Here is an 18405-nt window from a genome sequence, read left to right as displayed (position 1 = left end):
TCGTGTATCACTTCTGGGGGTAGAGCACTGTTATGGCTAGGGGGTCATCCCGACTTACCAACCCATTGCAAACTCCGAATACCAGAAAGTGCAATCACGGGAGACACACGGCGGGTGCTAACGTCCGTCGTGGAGAGGGAAACAACCCAGACCGCCAGCTAAGGTCCCAAAGTTATAGCTTAGTGGGAAACGATGTGGGAAGGCACAAACAGCCAGGAGGTTGGCTTAGAAGCAGCCACCCTTTAAAGAAAGCGTAATAGCTCACTGGTCGAGTCGGCCTGCGCGGAAGATTCAACGGGGCTCAAGCTATACACCGAAGCTGCGGATGCGTGCCGTTTTCGAATGGCACGCATGGTAGAGGAGCGTTCTGTAGGCCTGTGAAGGTGTTCTGTAAGGAATGCTGGAGGTATCAGAAGTGCGAATGCTGACATGAGTAACGATAAGGGGGGTGAAAAACCCCCCCGCCGAAAACCCAAGGTTTCCTGCGCTACGTTAATCGGCGCAGGGTTAGTCGACCCCTAAGGCGAGGCAGAAATGCGTAGTCGATGGGAATCTGGTTAATATTCCAGAACCTTATATCATTGCGATGGAGAGACGGAGAAGGCTAGGCCAGCCGGGTGTTGGATGTCCCGGTTTAAGCATGTAGGTAGAGGACTTAGGCAAATCCGGGTCCTTAATACTGAGGTGTGATGACGAGCCCTCTTTTGGGCGAAGTGGTTGATGCCATGCTTCCAGGAAAATCTTCTAAGCTTCAGATGATATGAGATCGTACCCCAAACCGACACAGGTGGGTGAGGAGAGAATCCTAAGGCGCTTGAGAGAACTCGGGTGAAGGAACTAGGCAAAATAGCACCGTAACTTCGGAAGAAGGTGTGCCCTTGCTGGTGATCGAACTTGCTTCGTAAGCTGGTGGGGGTTGCAGTGACCAGGTGGCTGCGACTGTTTACTAAAAACACAGCACTCTGCAAACTCGAAAGAGGACGTATAGGGTGTGACGCCTGCCCGGTGCCGGAAGGTTAATTGATGGGGTTATCTTCGGAGAAGCTCTTGATCGAAGCCCCGGTAAACGGCGGCCGTAACTATAACGGTCCTAAGGTAGCGAAATTCCTTGTCGGGTAAGTTCCGACCTGCACGAATGGCGTAACGATGGCCACACTGTCTCCACCCGAGACTCAGTGAAATTGAACTCGCTGTGAAGATGCAGCGTACCCGCGGCTAGACGGAAAGACCCCGTGAACCTTTACTACAGCTTTGCACTGGACTTTGAATATATTTGTGTAGGATAGCTGGGAGGCTTTGAAACCGTGACGCCAGTTGCGGTGGAGCCAACCTTGAAATACCAGCCTGATATATTTGAGGTTCTAACCTAGGTCCGTTATCCGGATCGGGGACAGTGTATGGTGGGTAGTTTGACTGGGGCGGTCTCCTCCCAAAGAGTAACGGAGGAGCACGAAGGTACCCTCAGCGCGGTCGGACATCGCGCATTGAGTGCAAAGGCATAAGGGTGCTTGACTGCGAGACAGACATGTCGAGCAGGAGCGAAAGCTGGTCTTAGTGATCCGGTGGTTCTGTATGGAAGGGCCATCGCTCAACGGATAAAAGGTACTCCGGGGATAACAGGCTGATTCCACCCAAGAGTTCATATCGACGGTGGAGTTTGGCACCTCGATGTCGGCTCATCACATCCTGGGGCTGTAGCCGGTCCCAAGGGTATGGCTGTTCGCCATTTAAAGTGGTACGCGAGCTGGGTTTAGAACGTCGTGAGACAGTTCGGTCCCTATCTGCCGTGGGCGTTTGAGATTTGAGAGGAGCTGCTCCTAGTACGAGAGGACCGGAGTGGACGTTCCTCTGGTGTTCCGGTTGTCACGCCAGTGGCACTGCCGGGTAGCTATGAACGGACAGGATAACCGCTGAAAGCATCTAAGCGGGAAGCCCCCCTCAAGATGAGATCTCACTGGGAACTTGATTCCCCTAAAGGGCCGTTGGAGACTACAACGTTGATAGGCTGGGTGTGGAAGTGCAGCAATGTATGAAGCTAACCAGTACTAATTGCCCGTGAGGCTTGACCATATAACACCCAAACAGTTTGGTTTGGTGAATTGTTCAATATGGTTAGGCAAATGCAACATACCATGAACGCCTTAATCAGCTTTTCGAATTCGATGGTCGAGAAAACATCTCGGACATCAACCGGTTTGCCTGGCGGCAATAGCGAAGTGGAACCACCTGATCCCATCCCGAACTCAGAAGTGAAACGCTTTAGCGCCGATGGTAGTGTGGGGTCTCCCCATGTGAGAGTAGGTCACTGCCAGGTTTTAATTAGAAACCCCATCCAGAATTTCTGGATGGGGTTTCGTCTTTATAGGGTGGTTTTTACCGCTCTCGGCCGTCCATGGCCTTCACGGTATTTGTCCATCCATGGACGTCATTTCAGAAAGCCCATAGCTCATTAGAGTTACGGGCTTTCTTCTTTTTACCGCAATGAATTTTGGCCTGGCAGTGGCCATTTTATTGTAGGTACCATGCAGAATCGCTTCGCGCTTCATTGCACTGTCTCATAGAGCGCTTTCAGCGTTCATTATGAGTACCTCACCCATTTCCAATGGGTCGAGGCAACCCCATCCTTCGGGTCAGGGCAACTGGCCATGCTCGTTCTGGTCAATTAAGAAACCCCATCCAGAAATTCCGGATGGGGTTTTGTCTTTATGGCTTGGGTTTTCACTGATCGGGGGTATTAGTCTATAAAGGGGGGTCTTTAGCCATTTTCATCTGGACGTTTGCCTAATCTTTGCTATATAGCCTGTATAGGGGGCACGGCCTCGAAAAAGTGAGTGAGGGTTGTGAATGTCTTTTACAGCTGAGCCGATTGTGGGTGAGTGGTATCACGACAATGAATTGGACCTGGACTTTGAAATCATCAGCGTCGATGAATACGAGGGGCTGATTGAGATCCTCCGTGAAGGTGCCGAGGAAAGCGAGGAGCTGAGTCTAGATGACTGGGATGAGATGCTGATCGAGCCGGCCGATAGCCCCTCACGTGACAGCCAATTGGAGAATGATTTCGCGGTTGATGGCGATTTCGATGATTTGGATGACGAGGACTTCAGCCCGCAGCAGGAATAAAAAAGCGCCCACTGCCAGCAATGACCAGTGGGCGGAGAGAGGAGTGTGTCAGCGAGATCAGGCGCGACTGTGATAGGCGACTTCGGCTTTCCAGTTATCGTTGCTGATGTCTGCGGAGGGTGCTGCGGCCTGTGCCGGTTGCAGGAACTGGCTGAGGTTAATCCCTCGCAGGTAATCATAGATCTGGTGGCTGATGTTGTTCCAGAGCAGGTCACTGCTAATGCCATCTGCGGTGAGTGCGGATTCCGCAGTGTTTTTCTGGGGGATGTCATCGACGGCGGTGACGATGTCGGCAATACTGATATCCTTTACATCTCGTGCAAGCACATAACCCCCGCCCGGACCTCGACGCCCGCGAACCAGCTCATGGCGGCGCAGGTTGGCAAATAACTGTTCCAGGTATGACAGCGATATTTTCTGTTTCTGTGAGATATCGTGCAGGGTGACCGGGCGACTTTTCTCATGGAGGGCCAGTTCGAGCATGGCCGTAATGGCATATTGTGAGCGTGATGACAATTTCATATTTCTACTCCCTATTTCTGCAGGTATCTGAAAAGTCAGCGCAGACTACGGTGATAAGTTCCCTCTCATCGCTGACGGTATGTGTATGGGAAAACTATGCGATTGAAAAGGATTAATGTAAATGCGGTTTTTGTTACAGATTGTTAACGAATAAAATTCCCAAGATGCAGAATGTTTGATAATTACTAATATTTACAGTATGTTATGTAAATAGATTGACGTTTTCAGTGAAATTGTGTGAAACACTCGTTTACAAATAAGCGGCTGCCACAAGGGCCGCCATGATAAATAAATGAGGATGTGCGATGGTCGAGCAGTTGAAGGCATCGATGCTGGAATATGTTGCCCCCTTTATGCGCTGGTTACCGGAATTGGCCGACCGTGCGGTGCTGCGGGCAGACATCCTCGCAGGCATTACTGTGGCCCTGGTGCTGATCCCGCAATCGATGGCCTATGCCGCACTGGCCGGATTACCGGCCTACTACGGGCTGTATGCGGCCTTTCTGCCGCCCATCGTCGCGGCCCTGTTCGGTTCCTCCCGGCAACTGGCCACGGGTCCGGTGGCCGTGGTCTCACTGCTCACGGCCGCCGCACTGGAGCCCCTGGCGACGTCCGGGGGTGAGGCCTATATCGCCTATGCTGTGTTACTGGCCTTTATGGTGGGTCTCTTTCAGCTGGCATTGGGGGTGCTGCGGTTAGGGGTGTTGGTGAACTTTCTGTCGCACCCGGTGGTGATGGGTTTTACCAATGCCGCGGCGATCATTATCGCGACCTCGCAATTGCCAAAGATCTTTGGCGTTACGGTTGAAAAGGCTGAACACCATTATGAAACGGTATGGACGACTCTGGTTACGGCCTCGACAGAGACCTATTTCCCGACTCTGCTCATGGCGATCTTTGCCTTTACCATTATGTATGGACTCAAGCGTTATTATCCGAGGCTGCCGGGTGTGTTGATAGCCGTGGGCATTACTACCGTCTTGTCTTACGCCATGGGCTATCAGAAGGAACAGACGGTCGGCTTCGATAGCGTGGCAGACAATGCCCTGAGGGGGGCGATACGCAAGCATCAGGTCTTGCAGGCCAATATCGGCGTATTGGAAAAATCACTGGTTGAGCACCCTGAAGACAGTCAGGAGTACGAGGGTATAGAAAAAGGCTTGAATGAGGCGATTAAGCTCGAACGCAATCATTTACAGCAGCTGCAACAATACAAACTAATCTGGTCGGACGGCGAGGGTGTGGTGAAAGGTGCGTTGAGTCTCGAGGGCAATCTCGATGCCCCAAGGCAATCGGATGGACGGCACTGGCAGTTTGTCGGTTTTAACGCAGAGGGTGAACTTAACTTACGTGCCGGTGGCAGGGTGGTGGGGAGCATACCGGAGGGCCTGCCGAGTATTCATCTGCCGCAGTTTGATTGGGCGCTGATACTGCAATTAATGGGGGCGGCGGTGACCATCGCCCTGATTGGATTTATGGAGGCGATCTCGATCGCCAAGGCCATGGCCACCCGCACACGCCAACGTCTCGACACCGATCAGGAACTGGTAGGCCAGGGACTGTCGAATATTGTGGGCAGCCTGTTCCAGAGTTATCCTGTATCGGGTTCCTTCTCACGCTCGGCGGTGAACATCGGTGCCGGGGCGGTAACCGGTTTTTCATCTGTGATCACCGGGCTGGTCGTGCTGGTCTCGCTGTTGTGGTTAACCCCATTGTTGTATCACTTGCCGCAAGCGACGCTGGCGGCCGTGATCATGATGGCCGTGTTTGGACTCGTGAATATCAAGCACTTCAGGCATACCTGGGCGGTGTATCGCACAGATGGCATGATTGCAGCGGTGACCTTTATCCTTACACTGCTGTTTGCGCCACACCTCGAGAACGCGATTATCATCGGTGTGATCCTGTCACTCGGCGTGTTCCTTTACCGGACCATGAAACCCCGTGTGGCCGTCCTCGGACGTTACCCTGACGGCACCCTGCGTGATGCCGACCTGCACAAGCTGGAGACCTGTGGCAATGTCAGTATTATTCGTTTCGATGGTTCCTTGTACTTTGCCAACACCAGTTACTTTGAAGATATGGTCATGCGGCGTTCAGCCGAGAAACCTGACCTCAGGTACATCGTCGTTGACGGTCAGGGGATCAACGAGATTGATGCCACCGGTGAAGACGTGCTGGCCTCGCTGACCCAGCGTCTGGCGAAGACCGGTGTCCAGGTGGTCTTTGCCAATTTCAAGCGCCAGGTACTGAGGGTCTTGCGTGACAGCGGTTTTTACGAAGACATGGGCAAGGAGCGCTTTTTCGCCCATACTGAACTGGCCCTGGATGCCATCTGGGAAGAACTCGGTGACCAACACGATGTGGCCGAGTGCCCGCTCACCATTGCCTGCGTGGTCGAGGGTAAAATCGACTAGGCCCGGCGTCCGTGGGTCAACCGGTTGGCCAGGTTCGGGTCGTTATTTCAGTAACTTATAAACGGAATATCCCTGCTCGGCTCAATTGCCGTATGCGCTGAAGGGTTATGGCTAAAGATAAGTCTTTGAAAGGGTTTTATTAATTCAGCAAAAAGTATATTATTATCTGCTTATATACTTATCGAATTTGTTAATTGTTGCTCAGTCCACGGCTCGTATACCCTTACGAGCCTTAAATTTGCCTTAAACTTTAGGAGCAGGTGAAGCATGTCCGTCATTGCCTCCGATGTGAATACTCAAGAAGGCCGCACCGAGGTCAAGAACACGACCTGTTACATGTGCGCCTGCCGCTGCGGCATCCGCGTGACCCTGCGTGATGGCGAAGTTCGTTATATTCAGGGTAACCCTGAGCACCCGCTCAACAAGGGTGTGATCTGTGCCAAGGGTGCCTCCGGCATCATGAAGCAGTATTCACCTGCACGTCTGACCAAGCCACTCAAGCGCCGCGAAGGCAGTGAGCGTGGTGCCGGTGATTTCGAGGCCATCTCCTGGGACGAGGCCTTCGGCATCATGGAAGAACGCCTGGCAGAGATCCGCAAGACCGACCCGAAGAAGTTCGCGCTGTTTACCGGCCGCGACCAGATGCAGGCCCTGACCGGCATGTTTGCCAAGCAGTTCGGTACCCCGAACTACGCCGCCCATGGGGGTTTTTGTTCCGTGAACATGGCCGCCGGCATGATCTACACCATCGGCGGTTCCTTCTGGGAGTTCGGTGGTCCGGACCTCGAGCGTTCCAAGCTGTTTGTGATGATCGGCACAGCCGAAGACCATCACTCGAATCCGATGAAGATCGCCATCTCCAAGTTCAAGCGTGATGGCGGCAAATTTATTTCCATTAATCCGGTGCGCACCGGTTACTCGGCGATCGCCGACGAGTGGATCCCGATCAAGCCGGGCACCGATGGTGCGCTATTACTGGCACTGATCAACGAGATCATCAAGCAAGGTCTGTATGACCGTGACTTCCTCACCCAGTACTCGAACAGCGCCCAGCTGGTGAACATGGATGAGAACAGCAGCGAGTATGGCATGTTCGTCCGCGCCGAGGTGCCGGAGGAAGAGGGCTGTTTCGACCCGCAGAACAAGCTCTGGTGGGACCGTCAACTGAACCGTGCCGTCGTCACCCATACCGACGGCTGCGACCCGCGCCTGCTGGGTAGCTTCATGTTGGAAGATGGCACACCTGTCAAGCCGGCCTTTCAGTTACTGATTGACCAGGTCAAGGAATACACCCCTGACTGGGCGGCAGGTATTACCGGTATCCCTGCCGAGACGATCCGCCGCCTCGCCTATGAAATGGGCGTGACGGCGCGCGATCAGAAGATTGAATTACCCATTGCCTGGACCGATGTTTGGGGCAAGGAACATGAAACCGTTACCGGTAGCCCGGTCGCCTTCCACGCCATGCGTGGTCTGGCCGCGCACTCGAACGGTTTCCACTCCATCCGTGCCCTGTCTATCCTCATGAGTATGCTCGGCACGATCGACACCCCTGGCGGCTTTCGACACAAGGCGCCGTTTCCGCGTCCGATCCCGCCGTGTGCAAAGACACCCAAGGGGCCGGAGGGTGTGCAGCCGGAAACACCACTGGCCGGTATGCCGCTGGGTTGGCCGGCCGACCCGGATGACCTGTTTGTCGATGACAAGGGTGGGCCGGTGCGTATCGACAAGGCCTTCTCCTGGGAGCATCCGCTGTCTGTACATGGCCTCATGCATAACGTCATCACCAACGCCTGGCGTGGCGACCCCTACCCAATAGATACCTTGTTGATCTTCATGGCCAACATGGCCTGGAACTCGAGCATGAACACCGCCGAAGTCCGCAAGATGCTCAACGACAAGAATGAAGACGGCGGTTACAAGATCCCCTACATCATCGTCTGTGATGCCTTCCAGTCAGAAATGACGGCCTTTGCCGATCTGATCCTGCCGGATACGACTTACCTCGAGCGTCATGACGTCATGTCGATGCTGGACCGACCGATCTCCGAATTCGATGGCCCGGTTGATTCCGTGCGTATCCCTGTCGTGCCGCCGAAGGGTGAGTGTAAGCCGTTCCAGGAAGTGCTGATTGAAATGGGCTCACGCCTGAAGCTGCCGGCCTTCACCAAGGATGACGGTAGCCGCAAGTTCCGTGACTATCCTGATTTTGTCATTAACTACGAGACCGAGCCGGGTTCCGGTATTGGTTTCCTCGCCGGCTGGCGTGGCAAGGGTGGCGAGAAGTTCATGAAGGGTGAGGCGAACCCGAACCAGTGGCAGATGTATGAAAAGAACAACTGCGTCTATCAGTATCACCTGCCGAAGTCCTACCAGTACATGCGTAACTGGAACAAGGGCTATTTGCAGTGGGCCAAGGAACACCGACTGACTCGTTATGACGAACCGATCTTGATCCACATCTACTCGGAAGTCTTGCAGCAGTTCCGCCTCGCCGCCCAGGGCAAGACCCAGGGCAAACAGCCACCGGAACATTTGCGTAAACGTGTCGAGACCTACTTTACACCGCTGCCGTATTACTTTGAGCCGCTGGAGTCGCAAGTCACCGACAAGCAGAAGTACCCGCTGAATGCCCTGACCCAACGGCCGATGGCGATGTACCATTCCTGGGATTCACAGAATGCCTGGTTGCGCCAGATCCATACCTATAACTACCTGTACATGAGCCCCGTGCTCGGTCAGCAACAGGGTTTTGAGGATGGCGACTGGGTGTGGGCCGAGTCCATGTGGGGCAAGGTCAAGGCCAAGTGCCGTTTCTCCGAGGCCGTTGAGCCGGGTACCGTCTGGACCTGGAATGCGATCGGCAAGGCGGCCGGTGCCTGGGGTCTGACACCGGAGGCCAATGAATCCAAGCAGGGTTTCCTGCTCAATCATGTGATCTCGGAAGAGCTGCCGCCAAGTGACGATGGTGATCATGTCTCGAACTCTGACCCGGTGACCGGTCAGGCCGGCTGGTACGACGTGCGCGTGCGCGTCTACAAGGCCGAGGTGGGCGACGAAGGTGAAGAGGGAGTCAGTTTCCCGCAGTTTGATAATTATCCGACCGTACCCGGACAGGACCTGAGCATGCGTAAGTCATGGCTGGGCTACTTTGCCGGCAAGGGGAAGAAGTAATGACCCAGTTAGCGCTTGTTATTGATTTGAATGTTTGCGTCGGCTGTCATGCCTGCGTGACCAGTTGTAAGGAATGGAATACCTCGGGGCCGGCCGGTTTCATGTCGGATGATAATCCGTATGACAAGGACCCGACCGGTACTTTCTTTAATCGCGTCCAGACTTATGAGGTTGGCGTGTACCCGAATACCGAGACGGTGCATTTCCCGAAATCCTGTCTGCACTGCGAAGACCCGCCTTGTGTACCCGTGTGCCCGACCGGCGCCAGCTACAAGCGTGAAGAAGACGGTATTGTACTGGTCGATTACGACAAGTGTATCGGTTGTAAGTACTGTTCCTGGGCCTGTCCCTACGGTGCACGTGAGATCGATGAGCACCAGAAGGTCATGAAGAAGTGCACCCTGTGTGTAGATCGCATCTATGATGAAAACTTGCCCGAGTCTGAGCGCAAACCGGCCTGTGTATTGGCCTGTCCGACCAGTGCACGACTGTTTGGTGATGTGCATGATCCGGATTCTGTTGTATCACAGACGATCCGTGAGGAAGCGGGTTATCAGTTGATGCCGGAATGGGGCACCCATCCGGCCAACCACTATCTGCCACGCCGTAAGCAGAAGATCCACATCCACGAGGATGAGTTGATCCGTGCCGACAACCCGCTGAAGAAAGAAGGCGAGCGTCCGAAGGTGGATGAAGAAGGTCATACGCTCGATGATGTGATGAGTTGGTAATGAGTGGCTCACAGAACCCTTCGGGTTACAGCATAGAACCTTGCAGGTTCATTATGCATACCCTACCCACCGTACCGGAGGGTCAGGGCAATTGTGAGTTGCCCTGACGACACTGGAAGTGGCGTAGGGTACTTATGATGAAGCCTGAAAGGCTTCTATAAGCCCCTAACCTTCGTATCGAAGGTTCAGGGCAATTGATGAACGTATTGTTTTTGGAGAAATAAAATGCATCCGGCATTTTCAGTGATTTTTTTGACAACCCTGATCGGTGTTGGCCAGGGCCTGTTTCTCGCCCTTTACACAGGTGAGAGTTACGCCGTGGTTGAGCTGTTGCCAGCCCAGAGTCAGGATTTTTATGTATGGGGTAGTGTCATCGCCGTGGCTTTTTTAATCGGTGGTCTGATCGCCTCGGTTTTCCACCTTGGTCACCCTGAGCGTGCCTGGCGTGCCGCGACATGCTGGCGCACCTCATGGTTGTCACGTGAGGTCATTGTCCTGCCTACCGTGATCGGTGCGATATCTGTTTATGGCGGCCTGCATGCACTGGGGTGGGACCTCAGCATCATAGGTATTGAAACCAAGGTGCGCGGTGACCTGACCCTGCTGATCGGCCTCGGCGGTGTCCTGGCAACCTTTCTGTTGTTCATCTGTACCGCGATGATCTATGCCTGCATCAAGTTCCTGCAGGAATGGTCTACGCCATTGACCGTGATTAACTACACCCTGCTGGGTACGGCCTCCGGCTTCACCCTGGCAACGGCCTTTGCCTCTTATCAGGCCCCTGACCTGGTGAATTTCTACGGTGGCTGGGCCATCGTCATTACGGTCACGGCCTTTATTACTCGTATAGCCAGCCTGATCCGCAATGCCCGCATTCGTGCCAAGTCCAGCCTGCAGACGGCCATTGGTGTACGTGATACGCGCATCAAGCAGCGCTCGATGGGTTTTATGGGCGGTTCATTCAATACCCGCGACTTCTTCCACGGCGCTTCGATGTTGGTGTTCCGCTCCATCAAGTGGATTTTCCTGGCACTGACCTTTGTGCTGCCGGTGATCCTGCTGAGCGCGGGGATGGCGACGGCCTCTATGACGATGCTGATAGCGGCATTTGTGGTGCAATACATCGGTCTGATCGCCGAGCGTTGGTTCTTCTTCGCCCAGGCAAACCACCCGCAGAACCTCTACTACCAGACTGTCGGCTAGGACTTTCGCCACTGCCGATCCCGACTATCGGCAGTGGCACCTCCCTACCCGCGGTCATTCCATGACACCGCCTTGCATCGGGCAATAGCCCGGCCAAAGATTATTTTTCTGTGTGGGGAAATTCATCGCCGATGGCGATGCCATCGAGAAAGGCCGTGGCCTGTCGGGCCACCTTACCGCTGAGCAATATCCGCCGATGGCCGAGGCCCTCGGTCAGAAACAAGTCCGCCTGCGGCCAGCTCCTGGCCAGTGCTTCACCGATTCGCCAGTCCACGGTCTGGTCATCGCGATCATGGATCACCAATGTCTGCGGCAGGGCCTGACCAGGTCGGGGCAGTAATTGCAGTTGTTGCCAGAAGTCAGTACCGACCTGGGACCGGAGCCTGTCGCGTAACCATGTCGTAACACTGGCGGGCATGCTCAGGTAGTGCGTATATCCTTTAAGCAGGCTTTCGTAGCCCCCGGGGGCGCTGATGGCGATAATGGCCTTGCTCTCAAGACCCTCTCGAATAGCGGCCGCCACACAGGCGACCCCGAAGGAATGCGCGATCACGGCATGCACCGGGCCACGCCGTTCAGCAATGGCGAGGATGACATCACGGACCTGGAGCAGGCTGCTGTGACGACCGGGGCTCAGGCCATGGCCCGGGGCATCGAAGGTCATGACCTGGTAACCGGATTTGAGCAGGGTGTCGACAAAACCGGCCATCTGCATGCCACGCCCGTTCCAGCCGTGGACGAGGAGCACGAGTGGGCCCTGGCCCCAGCGCCAGGCGGCTATTGATTGATCATTTACCTGTAGTGAACACTCACTGGCGCGCAATCGCATGCGTCGTTCGCGGGCCGGTTCCGGGTAGCGGTGGGTGCGCGTCCATAACCAGTGGGCCAGGCGCCCGAATTGGCGGGGGAAGAGGGGACCGAGGTAACGAAAGGCCCGGCGGAGTAGCCACAGTTGTACATGGCCACGATGATGCCCTTTGCGCCGGGCGCGACGTTGTGCCTCGTCTGTGCTTGTCATGCCGGTAGGGGATTGAGACAGGCTGCTACGCTGACGGTAAGCCGGCTTTCAGGAAGGAGTGGGCAATGCATAGGCGGGAACTTACTGCCTGCTCGATAGGCGGTCAAGAAAAAGCGTCGCGGCAGGGGATAGGACAGCCCGTGGCGGCGGGCTGGTTTTGCACCGATTTGGGGAAAATGGCGGTATTTTTCTCATATCAGAAATGTCTTATACACAGGCCGTGGAACAATTGACTAAAAACCCCGGGAAATTTCATTCTTATCGTGAAATACGCTATAAGGACCGTGAAACATACTGATAAATAAAAGAAAAATTAATTGGTTAAAAAGTGGCCAGTTTAACAAAATTGTCATATATCCACTCAAAAAGCCCGATTCCTGTTTTGCTATCCACAGACTTATCCACAGGATTTGTGGATAAGGGGTAAAGCTGAAACGGCGACAGCGTGTTAGGTAATAATACCTAGAAAAGACATTAAGTATGCAGGCTAAGCATGAACGGTAATATCGTGTTGGGCGAGTATAACCGGCGGTTAAAATCCCTCAGCGTTGGCCGGATTAAGGCAGGGTAGCGCGCGCAGGGAAAGCCACGTTTGGTCCTCCCTTCCCCGCTTCGTACGGAGCCTGATTTGGTCTATCCTTACCCGTTTGGGTGCGGGTACGTCGGTGATTTCGATGGTCGCTGGCGTGGCAAATAAACCGCCCAAGGCTTATGCCATGGTGAGTACAAGCTTGCCGCTGGGGCGTTGGGTCTCGAGCAGGCGGTGGGCGGCAGGGGCCTCGGCGAGTGGCAAGCCCTGACTGACGTGTACCCGCAACTGGCCGCTGGCAAGCAGCGCCGCCGCGTGTTTTAACAAGGCCCCATGACGTGCCTGTTCGGCAGGCCGTTGCAGGATCGCCGGGCTGAGCATGAGTTCCATGCTGAAGCGCAGGTTACGTAGACGTGCCTCGCCCCACTGGGTCCCGGTCGTCGGTTGCAGGATACTGACGACATCGCCATAGGGTCGAACACAGGGGAAACATTGTTCGAGGACCTCGCCGCCAACCGTATCAAAGGCGACATCGACGCCGCCCCTGCTCCAGGCATTGACGCGTTCACAGACGTCTTCTTCTCGGTAATTGATTATGCAATCCGCGCCGAGTTGACGGACAAACGCGGCCTTGTCTGCCGAACTGACCGTGGTGGCTACCTCGCAGCCATGCCCCTTTGCCAGCTGGATGGCGACGTGGCCAACCCCGCCGGCACCGGCATGGATCAGGACACGCTGACCCTGTTGCAGACGGGCTCGATCAAACAGGGCTTCCCAGGCGGTGATCAGGACCAGTGGAGTCGCGGCGGCTTCGGCGAAGTCGATGCCGTCAGGGATGTGGGCGAGGTAGTGTTGTTCGACGACGGCATACTCGGCGTAGCTGCCCTGCACACCGTGGAAGCCACATTGGCAGTAATAGACCCGGTCACCGATGGCAAACTGTTTGACGGCGGCGCCGACGGCCTCGATCACACCGGCGCCATCACAACCGGGGATGTAGGGCAGTTCGATGGGAAAGGCCTCGGGGTGGCTGCGGATCTTGGCATCAATCGGGTTGATCCCGGCGGCCTGCAGACGGATCAACACTTGTGTATCGCCGTTTAACGTCGGCACAGGCAGTTCATCAAGGACCAGGGCGTCGGCATCGCCGGCGGCGTGTATACGTATGGCATGCATGGGTGTCTCCATCCGCAAAATCACTAACCCACCCACTATAACAACGGATGCGGGCAGAGACTATTGCGGCAGGCTGACGATAAAGTGTGCGCCGCCGAGCGGGCTGTCCGTGATCTGCAGCTCACCGCCGTAGGCGGCGACGATATCGCGGACCATGGCCAGACCAATGCCGTGCCCGGGAACACTCTCATCGGCACGTACACCACGGGTGAGGATCAATTCGGCCTGCTCGGTGGGGATGCCGACACCGTCGTCTTCGACGTGCAGGAGGGTGCGTGTGTCCAGTTTTTCGGCGCGGACCTGTACACGTGAGCGGCACCACTTGAAGGCATTATCGAGCAGGTTGCCGAGTAGTTCGGTCATATCGCCCTTGTCGGCACGCAGACTAAGACCGGCCGGGATGGCGTTCTCTACCTCAACGACCTTGTCCGCGTGGACCTTGTGCAGGGCGGTGAGCAGGCCGTTGACCACAGCGTTTACATCCAGGGAGCTGTTGAGGCCGCCGCGTCCGGCCGTGGCCGCGCGTTGCAACTGGTAATCGACACTTTTCTGCATGCGTATGACTTGTTCACGGACGGTATCGGGCTGGTTGCTGCTGCCGTGCAGAATCGCCAGCGGGGTTTTCAGGCTATGCGCGAGGTCGGCCAACGCATGCCGGTAACGTTGTTGTTGCGCACGTTCGTGTGCGAGCAGGGTGTTGAGGTTGCCGGTGAGGCCCTGTAGTTCGGCGGGGTAGTTGCCCCGCAGGCCGTCTTGTCGGCCCTGTTCAATGGCCTGCAGGTCCTTGGCAACCTCACGCAGGGGACGCAGCCCCCAGCGCAGCACCAGTAGTTGTGCCGTCAGCAGTAAGGCGGCCATGGCGAGTAACCATGTCCACAGGGTGTGGCGATATTCGCGGATCTGCTGCTGGAAGGCCTGGCCATCCTCGAGCAGGCTATAGGTGATGGGGATCGTGCGCGGGTCTGTCTGCCAGACCACGCCATAACCGAGTATGAACCAGTCCTGATCGGTTTGTTGGCTATGCTGGAAGTGTTCCTCACCGGTATCGAGTTGTTTCACAAACGGGTAGCCGGCGCCCATTACCGAGCGAGAGCTCCAGATCGGCCGTGACTGCGAAAAGACAGTGGCATACAGGCCACTGTGTGGCTGGTTGAGGCGTGCCAGTGTCGACGAGGCGGGCAGGAGGATGTTGCCGTTGTCATCGACCTCGGTCTCCCCCATTAATAAATAGAGTTGACTGCGCAGGCGCTCCTGGACGGCAGCGCGTGCCGAGTCCTCAAAGGCGCGCTCCAGGGCCAGGGCCGTGAGCAAGACAAACACGGCGAGGATCAGTGAGGCACCGATGACCATGCGGCTATTTAGTGAGCCGCGCATCAGCTGTGTTCACAGAGACTAAAGCGATAGCCACGTCCACGCAGGGTCTCGATGGGTTGCAGGCTGCCGTCGGCATCGAGTTTTTTTCGCAGCCGGGCGATCATGACCTCGATCACGTTACTGTCACAGTCATCATCATGGGGATAGAGGTAGTCGGCGAGTTCATTCTTGGACAGGACCTCACCGGCATGTCGCATCAGGTGTTCAAGCAGGCGGTATTCAAAACTGGTCAGGTTGATGGACTGCCCCTGGACGCTGACCTGTTGCTGGCCAAAGTCGATACGGATACCGGCACAGTCGAGCTGGTCGACAAGCTGCTGGCCACTGCGGCGCAACAAGGCGCGCAGGCGGGCACTGAGTTCTTCAAAGTGGAAGGGTTTGGTGAGGTAGTCATCGGCACCGGCCTCCAACCCGGCGACCTTGTCCTGCCATTGCCCGCGTGCCGTCAGCACCAGGATAGGCAGGGCATTGCCCTCCTCGCGCAGTTGACGGATCACCTCAAGGCCGGATATGCCCGGCAGGCCAATATCGATAATGGCGGCATCCAGCGGGTATTCACGGGCGATGAACAGCCCGTCCTGGCCGTCACTACTGGTATCGACCATGTAGGCCTGTTCCCGTAACTGCCGGGCGAGTTGTTGTTGCAGGGTCAGTTCATCTTCAATTAACAGGATGCGCATGGGGCCAGGTTCCGGTTACCGGCGCGAACCGGCGTCGACGCGGACAACACGTACCACGCCCTGGCGCGTTAACAGCTTGATGCGATAAAACACCTGGCCATTGTGCTGCAGGGTCTCAACGGCGAGGATACGGCCGCCATATTGGCGTTGCACACGTGCGGCGGCCTCATTGGAACTGATCGCGGGCCGGGTCGTGGTGGGGCGCTCGGCCTGCACCGTTTGCGCGCCGAGGGCCCAGAGCAAGAAGACAGAGGCTAACAGGGTTTTCATGGTCTCCAGCATACACGCTTCGTGGTGGTGAAAAAAATACCCTGCGCCAGGGGTTGAGAGCGGAGGCCCCCGGCGCAGGGTTTCTAAACCGGTCAGACACCGGTCTCAGAACTTGAAGACGACACGTACATCATGATTGCGGTAACGTCCGGAGCCATGCCGTGGCGCATCGTGATGCGGGTACCGGTGGTGACCGCGGTAATCGCCACGCTGGACGTGACGCGGGTAGGCATTGTAATGGTGTTTACGATCATGTCGCTTCCAGTGGCGCTGCTGGCGCGCATGGCGTTTGGCATCACGATAGCCTTTACGGTAGGCGTGCCGTTCAATACTCTTGTTATGTCGCGAGTGAGAATTATATTGGTGGCCGCCGTTATGTCCACGATAGCCGTCTCGCTCACTGGCCTGTACCTGTGGGGCCAAGCCGGCAAGACCCAGGCCCAGGCTGACGGTCAGGACGGTCAGCATTTTTTTCATGTTCATGATAGGTCTCCTTTACTAGACATGCCCGGATATCCCCAAGCTTCGCGAGTAGCTTACAAAGGTCTGGCTGAACGGGTCCTGAACGGCGGAGCGGGGCATGGCAGCGGGCACAGTTATTTGTGGAATTTTATAATGCCTTGTACGCAGAGATGGCAGGCGATGACATAAGCATGTGCCATTGGTTGCGTCATCCACACCCTCAATGGGGCAAGGCACCGTTCTATCTTATCTTTAGATGAAGGCAGGCTGGCCGGGGTGGTGACTGTGTTAAACCGACAGCTTAGGTAAGCTCTTTTCAGATACAGACGCTAGAGGTTCACCGCCAGCAGGGCCTTGTCATAACCATTGGCCGCCGCCGGCAGGGGGATACGAACCTGGTAACCACTGCCAAGGGCCGCCTCCAGGGGATTGCCTTTCAGGTCGACCATACTTTCCACCCTGATGGTCTGGTTGCCCGTGGCACTGATGATTTCGACGCTATCACCGACAGCAAACTTGTTTTTCACCACAACTTCGGCCAGGCCCTTTTCGGCGTCAAACTCGATGATCTCGCCAACAAATTTCTGCTGTTCACTCTTTGAGTGATTTTGCAGATAGTTCTGGTATTCCTGGTCGGGGTGGCGTTCGTAAAACCCTTCGGTATAACCACGGTTGGCAAGGTTTTCGAGCTTGCCATACAGCTGCGGGTTGAAGGACTTGCCGTTTGTCGCATCATCGATGGCCTGTCGATACAGTTGTGCGGCGCGGGCAACATAATAGTAGGACTTGGTTCGACCTTCGATCTTCAGCGAATCGATACCCATCTTACTCAGACGCTCGACGTGCTGAATGGCACGCAGGTCACGCGAGTTCATGATGTAGGTACCGTGTTCATCTTCGATGATCGGCATGTACTCACCGGGGCGCTGCTGTTCTTCGATCAGGTAAACATTATCCGCCAGCGGGTGACGCTGCACGCCTTCGGTCTTGGGAAAAATTTCGGGATTGTTGATGGCCGACATGGCATCAAAATCGATCTTCTCTGTGTTCAGGATGGCATCGCCACTGTCACTCTCCATGCCCTCGTGAACCTTGTATTCCCAGCGGCAGGCATTCGTGCAGGTACCCTGATTTGGGTCGCGGTGATTGAAGTAGCCGGAGAGCAGGCAACGTCCCGAATAGGCGATACACAGCGCACCGTGAACGAAGACCTCGAGTTCCATATCCGGACAGCGCTGGCGAATATCCTCGATCTCATCAAGGGAGAGTTCGCGCGACAGGATCACGCGTTCCAGGCCCATGCTCTTCCAGAACTGCACGGCGGCATAGTTGACGGTATTGGCCTGCACCGAGAGGTGGATGGGCACTTCCGGCCAGCGTTCACGCACCATCATGATAAGGCCCGGATCGGCCATGATCAGGGCGTCTGGCTTGAGGTCAATGACCGGTTCCATGTCGGCCATATAGGTCTTGACCTTGGCATTATGCGGCATGATGTTGCTGGCAACGAACAACTTCTTGCCCAGCCGGTGGGCCTCGTCGATGCCCTTGCCGAGATTTTCCAGGCCGAAGTCATTATTGCGCACACGCAGCGAATAACGGGGTTGTCCGGCGTACACGGCATCGGCGCCAAAGGCAAAGGCGTAGTGCATATTCTTCAGGGTGCCAGCAGGCAGGAGTAATTCGGGTGCTTTTATCATGGGCGCTATTTTAGCAAATTTCCGGG

General features: G+C 55.7%; 13 protein-coding genes and 2 rRNA genes (1 of these 15 only partly in view). 7 read left to right on the top strand and 8 right to left on the bottom strand.

Going from position 1 to position 18405, the window contains the following annotated elements:
- The 3 genes from EL386_RS12895 to EL386_RS12885 form a co-directional block, all read left to right on the top strand.
- Window positions 1-2070: ribosomal RNA gene (locus tag EL386_RS12895) — 23S ribosomal RNA — on the top strand (it extends 828 nt beyond the left edge of the window).
- A gap of 128 nt (window positions 2071-2198) precedes the next feature.
- Window positions 2199-2314 (top strand): 5S ribosomal RNA (rrf, locus tag EL386_RS12890).
- Between the two features lie 530 nt (window positions 2315-2844).
- Complete coding sequence (locus EL386_RS12885; RefSeq protein WP_126456642.1) at window positions 2845-3123, top strand: DUF6763 family protein; 279 nt, start codon at window positions 2845-2847, stop codon at window positions 3121-3123.
- Between the two features lie 57 nt (window positions 3124-3180).
- Here the strand turns inward: EL386_RS12885 and EL386_RS12880 are convergent, their stop codons facing one another.
- Entirely contained in the window at window positions 3181-3645 is a 465-nt protein-coding gene (locus EL386_RS12880) for an Rrf2 family transcriptional regulator (protein ID WP_126456641.1), read from the bottom strand.
- A gap of 305 nt (window positions 3646-3950) precedes the next feature.
- On the opposite strand from EL386_RS12880, the gene EL386_RS12875 reads away from it, so the two are divergent.
- From EL386_RS12875 to EL386_RS12860, 4 genes are all read left to right on the top strand, one after another.
- Window positions 3951-6062, top strand: coding sequence for a SulP family inorganic anion transporter (locus tag EL386_RS12875; RefSeq protein WP_197722091.1), 2112 nt, complete (start codon window positions 3951-3953; stop codon window positions 6060-6062).
- A 267-nt stretch (window positions 6063-6329) separates the two neighbouring features.
- Entirely contained in the window at window positions 6330-9236 is a 2907-nt protein-coding gene (locus tag EL386_RS12870) for a molybdopterin oxidoreductase family protein (RefSeq protein ID WP_126456640.1), read from the top strand.
- Window positions 9236-9967, top strand: a complete 732-nt coding sequence (locus EL386_RS12865; RefSeq protein ID WP_126456639.1) for a 4Fe-4S dicluster domain-containing protein — start codon at window positions 9236-9238, stop codon at window positions 9965-9967. Before EL386_RS12870 ends, EL386_RS12865 begins: the two co-directional genes overlap by 1 nt.
- Before the next feature lie 225 nt (window positions 9968-10192).
- Complete coding sequence (locus EL386_RS12860) at window positions 10193-11170, top strand: dimethyl sulfoxide reductase anchor subunit family protein (RefSeq protein ID WP_126456638.1); 978 nt, start codon at window positions 10193-10195, stop codon at window positions 11168-11170.
- Window positions 11171-11270: 100 nt separating this feature from the next.
- Here the strand turns inward: EL386_RS12860 and EL386_RS12855 are convergent, their stop codons facing one another.
- From EL386_RS12855 to trhP, 7 genes are all read right to left on the bottom strand, one after another.
- Window positions 11271-12188 (bottom strand): alpha/beta fold hydrolase, encoded by a 918-nt coding sequence (locus tag EL386_RS12855; protein ID WP_126456637.1) that lies wholly within the window; start codon window positions 12186-12188, stop codon window positions 11271-11273.
- A gap of 709 nt (window positions 12189-12897) precedes the next feature.
- Window positions 12898-13893 (bottom strand): zinc-binding dehydrogenase, encoded by a 996-nt coding sequence (locus EL386_RS12850; RefSeq protein WP_126456636.1) that lies wholly within the window; start codon window positions 13891-13893, stop codon window positions 12898-12900.
- 60 nt (window positions 13894-13953) lie between these two features.
- The gene (locus EL386_RS12845; protein ID WP_232020206.1) at window positions 13954-15267 is read right to left on the bottom strand and encodes an ATP-binding protein; all 1314 of its coding nucleotides are present in this window, start codon (window positions 15265-15267) and stop codon (window positions 13954-13956) included.
- Window positions 15267-15947 carry a response regulator transcription factor gene (locus EL386_RS12840; RefSeq protein ID WP_126456634.1) on the bottom strand — a complete coding sequence of 227 codons (681 nt, stop codon included), beginning with the start codon at window positions 15945-15947 and terminating at the stop codon, window positions 15267-15269. Before EL386_RS12840 ends, EL386_RS12845 begins: the two co-directional genes overlap by 1 nt.
- A gap of 15 nt (window positions 15948-15962) precedes the next feature.
- Window positions 15963-16217 (bottom strand): PepSY domain-containing protein, encoded by a 255-nt coding sequence (locus EL386_RS12835; RefSeq protein ID WP_126456633.1) that lies wholly within the window; start codon window positions 16215-16217, stop codon window positions 15963-15965.
- Window positions 16218-16322: 105 nt separating this feature from the next.
- Entirely contained in the window at window positions 16323-16700 is a 378-nt protein-coding gene (locus tag EL386_RS12830) for a hypothetical protein (RefSeq protein WP_126456632.1), read from the bottom strand.
- Between the two features lie 308 nt (window positions 16701-17008).
- Window positions 17009-18379, bottom strand: a complete 1371-nt coding sequence (gene trhP, locus EL386_RS12825) for a prephenate-dependent tRNA uridine(34) hydroxylase TrhP (protein ID WP_126456631.1) — start codon at window positions 18377-18379, stop codon at window positions 17009-17011.
- Window positions 18380-18405: the final 26 nt, after the last annotated feature.

Source organism: Sulfuriflexus mobilis, from assembly GCF_003967195.1.
In the GTDB taxonomy this organism is placed as follows: Bacteria; Pseudomonadota; Gammaproteobacteria; order AKS1; family AKS1; genus Sulfuriflexus; species Sulfuriflexus mobilis.
The sequence above is the reverse complement of the archived record's forward strand: the minus strand, read 5'-3'. Positions and strand labels throughout refer to the sequence as shown.

Excerpts from the sequence above, each read along its gene's own strand:
- EL386_RS12885 (WP_126456642.1), top strand. The coding sequence starts at position 2,845 with ATGTCTTTTACAGCTGAGCCGATTGTGGGTGAGTGGTATCACGACAAT.
- EL386_RS12880 (WP_126456641.1), bottom strand. The coding sequence starts at position 3,645 with ATGAAATTGTCATCACGCTCACAATATGCCATTACGGCCATGCTCGAA.
- EL386_RS12875 (WP_197722091.1), top strand. The coding sequence starts at position 3,951 with ATGGTCGAGCAGTTGAAGGCATCGATGCTGGAATATGTTGCCCCCTTT.
- EL386_RS12870 (WP_126456640.1), top strand. The coding sequence starts at position 6,330 with ATGTCCGTCATTGCCTCCGATGTGAATACTCAAGAAGGCCGCACCGAG.
- EL386_RS12865 (WP_126456639.1), top strand. The coding sequence starts at position 9,236 with ATGACCCAGTTAGCGCTTGTTATTGATTTGAATGTTTGCGTCGGCTGT.
- EL386_RS12860 (WP_126456638.1), top strand. The coding sequence starts at position 10,193 with ATGCATCCGGCATTTTCAGTGATTTTTTTGACAACCCTGATCGGTGTT.
- EL386_RS12855 (WP_126456637.1), bottom strand. The coding sequence starts at position 12,188 with ATGACAAGCACAGACGAGGCACAACGTCGCGCCCGGCGCAAAGGGCAT.
- EL386_RS12850 (WP_126456636.1), bottom strand. The coding sequence starts at position 13,893 with ATGCATGCCATACGTATACACGCCGCCGGCGATGCCGACGCCCTGGTC.
- EL386_RS12845 (WP_232020206.1), bottom strand. The coding sequence starts at position 15,267 with ATGCGCGGCTCACTAAATAGCCGCATGGTCATCGGTGCCTCACTGATC.
- EL386_RS12840 (WP_126456634.1), bottom strand. The coding sequence starts at position 15,947 with ATGCGCATCCTGTTAATTGAAGATGAACTGACCCTGCAACAACAACTC.
- EL386_RS12835 (WP_126456633.1), bottom strand. The coding sequence starts at position 16,217 with ATGAAAACCCTGTTAGCCTCTGTCTTCTTGCTCTGGGCCCTCGGCGCG.
- EL386_RS12830 (WP_126456632.1), bottom strand. The coding sequence starts at position 16,700 with ATGAACATGAAAAAAATGCTGACCGTCCTGACCGTCAGCCTGGGCCTG.
- trhP (WP_126456631.1), bottom strand. The coding sequence starts at position 18,379 with ATGATAAAAGCACCCGAATTACTCCTGCCTGCTGGCACCCTGAAGAAT.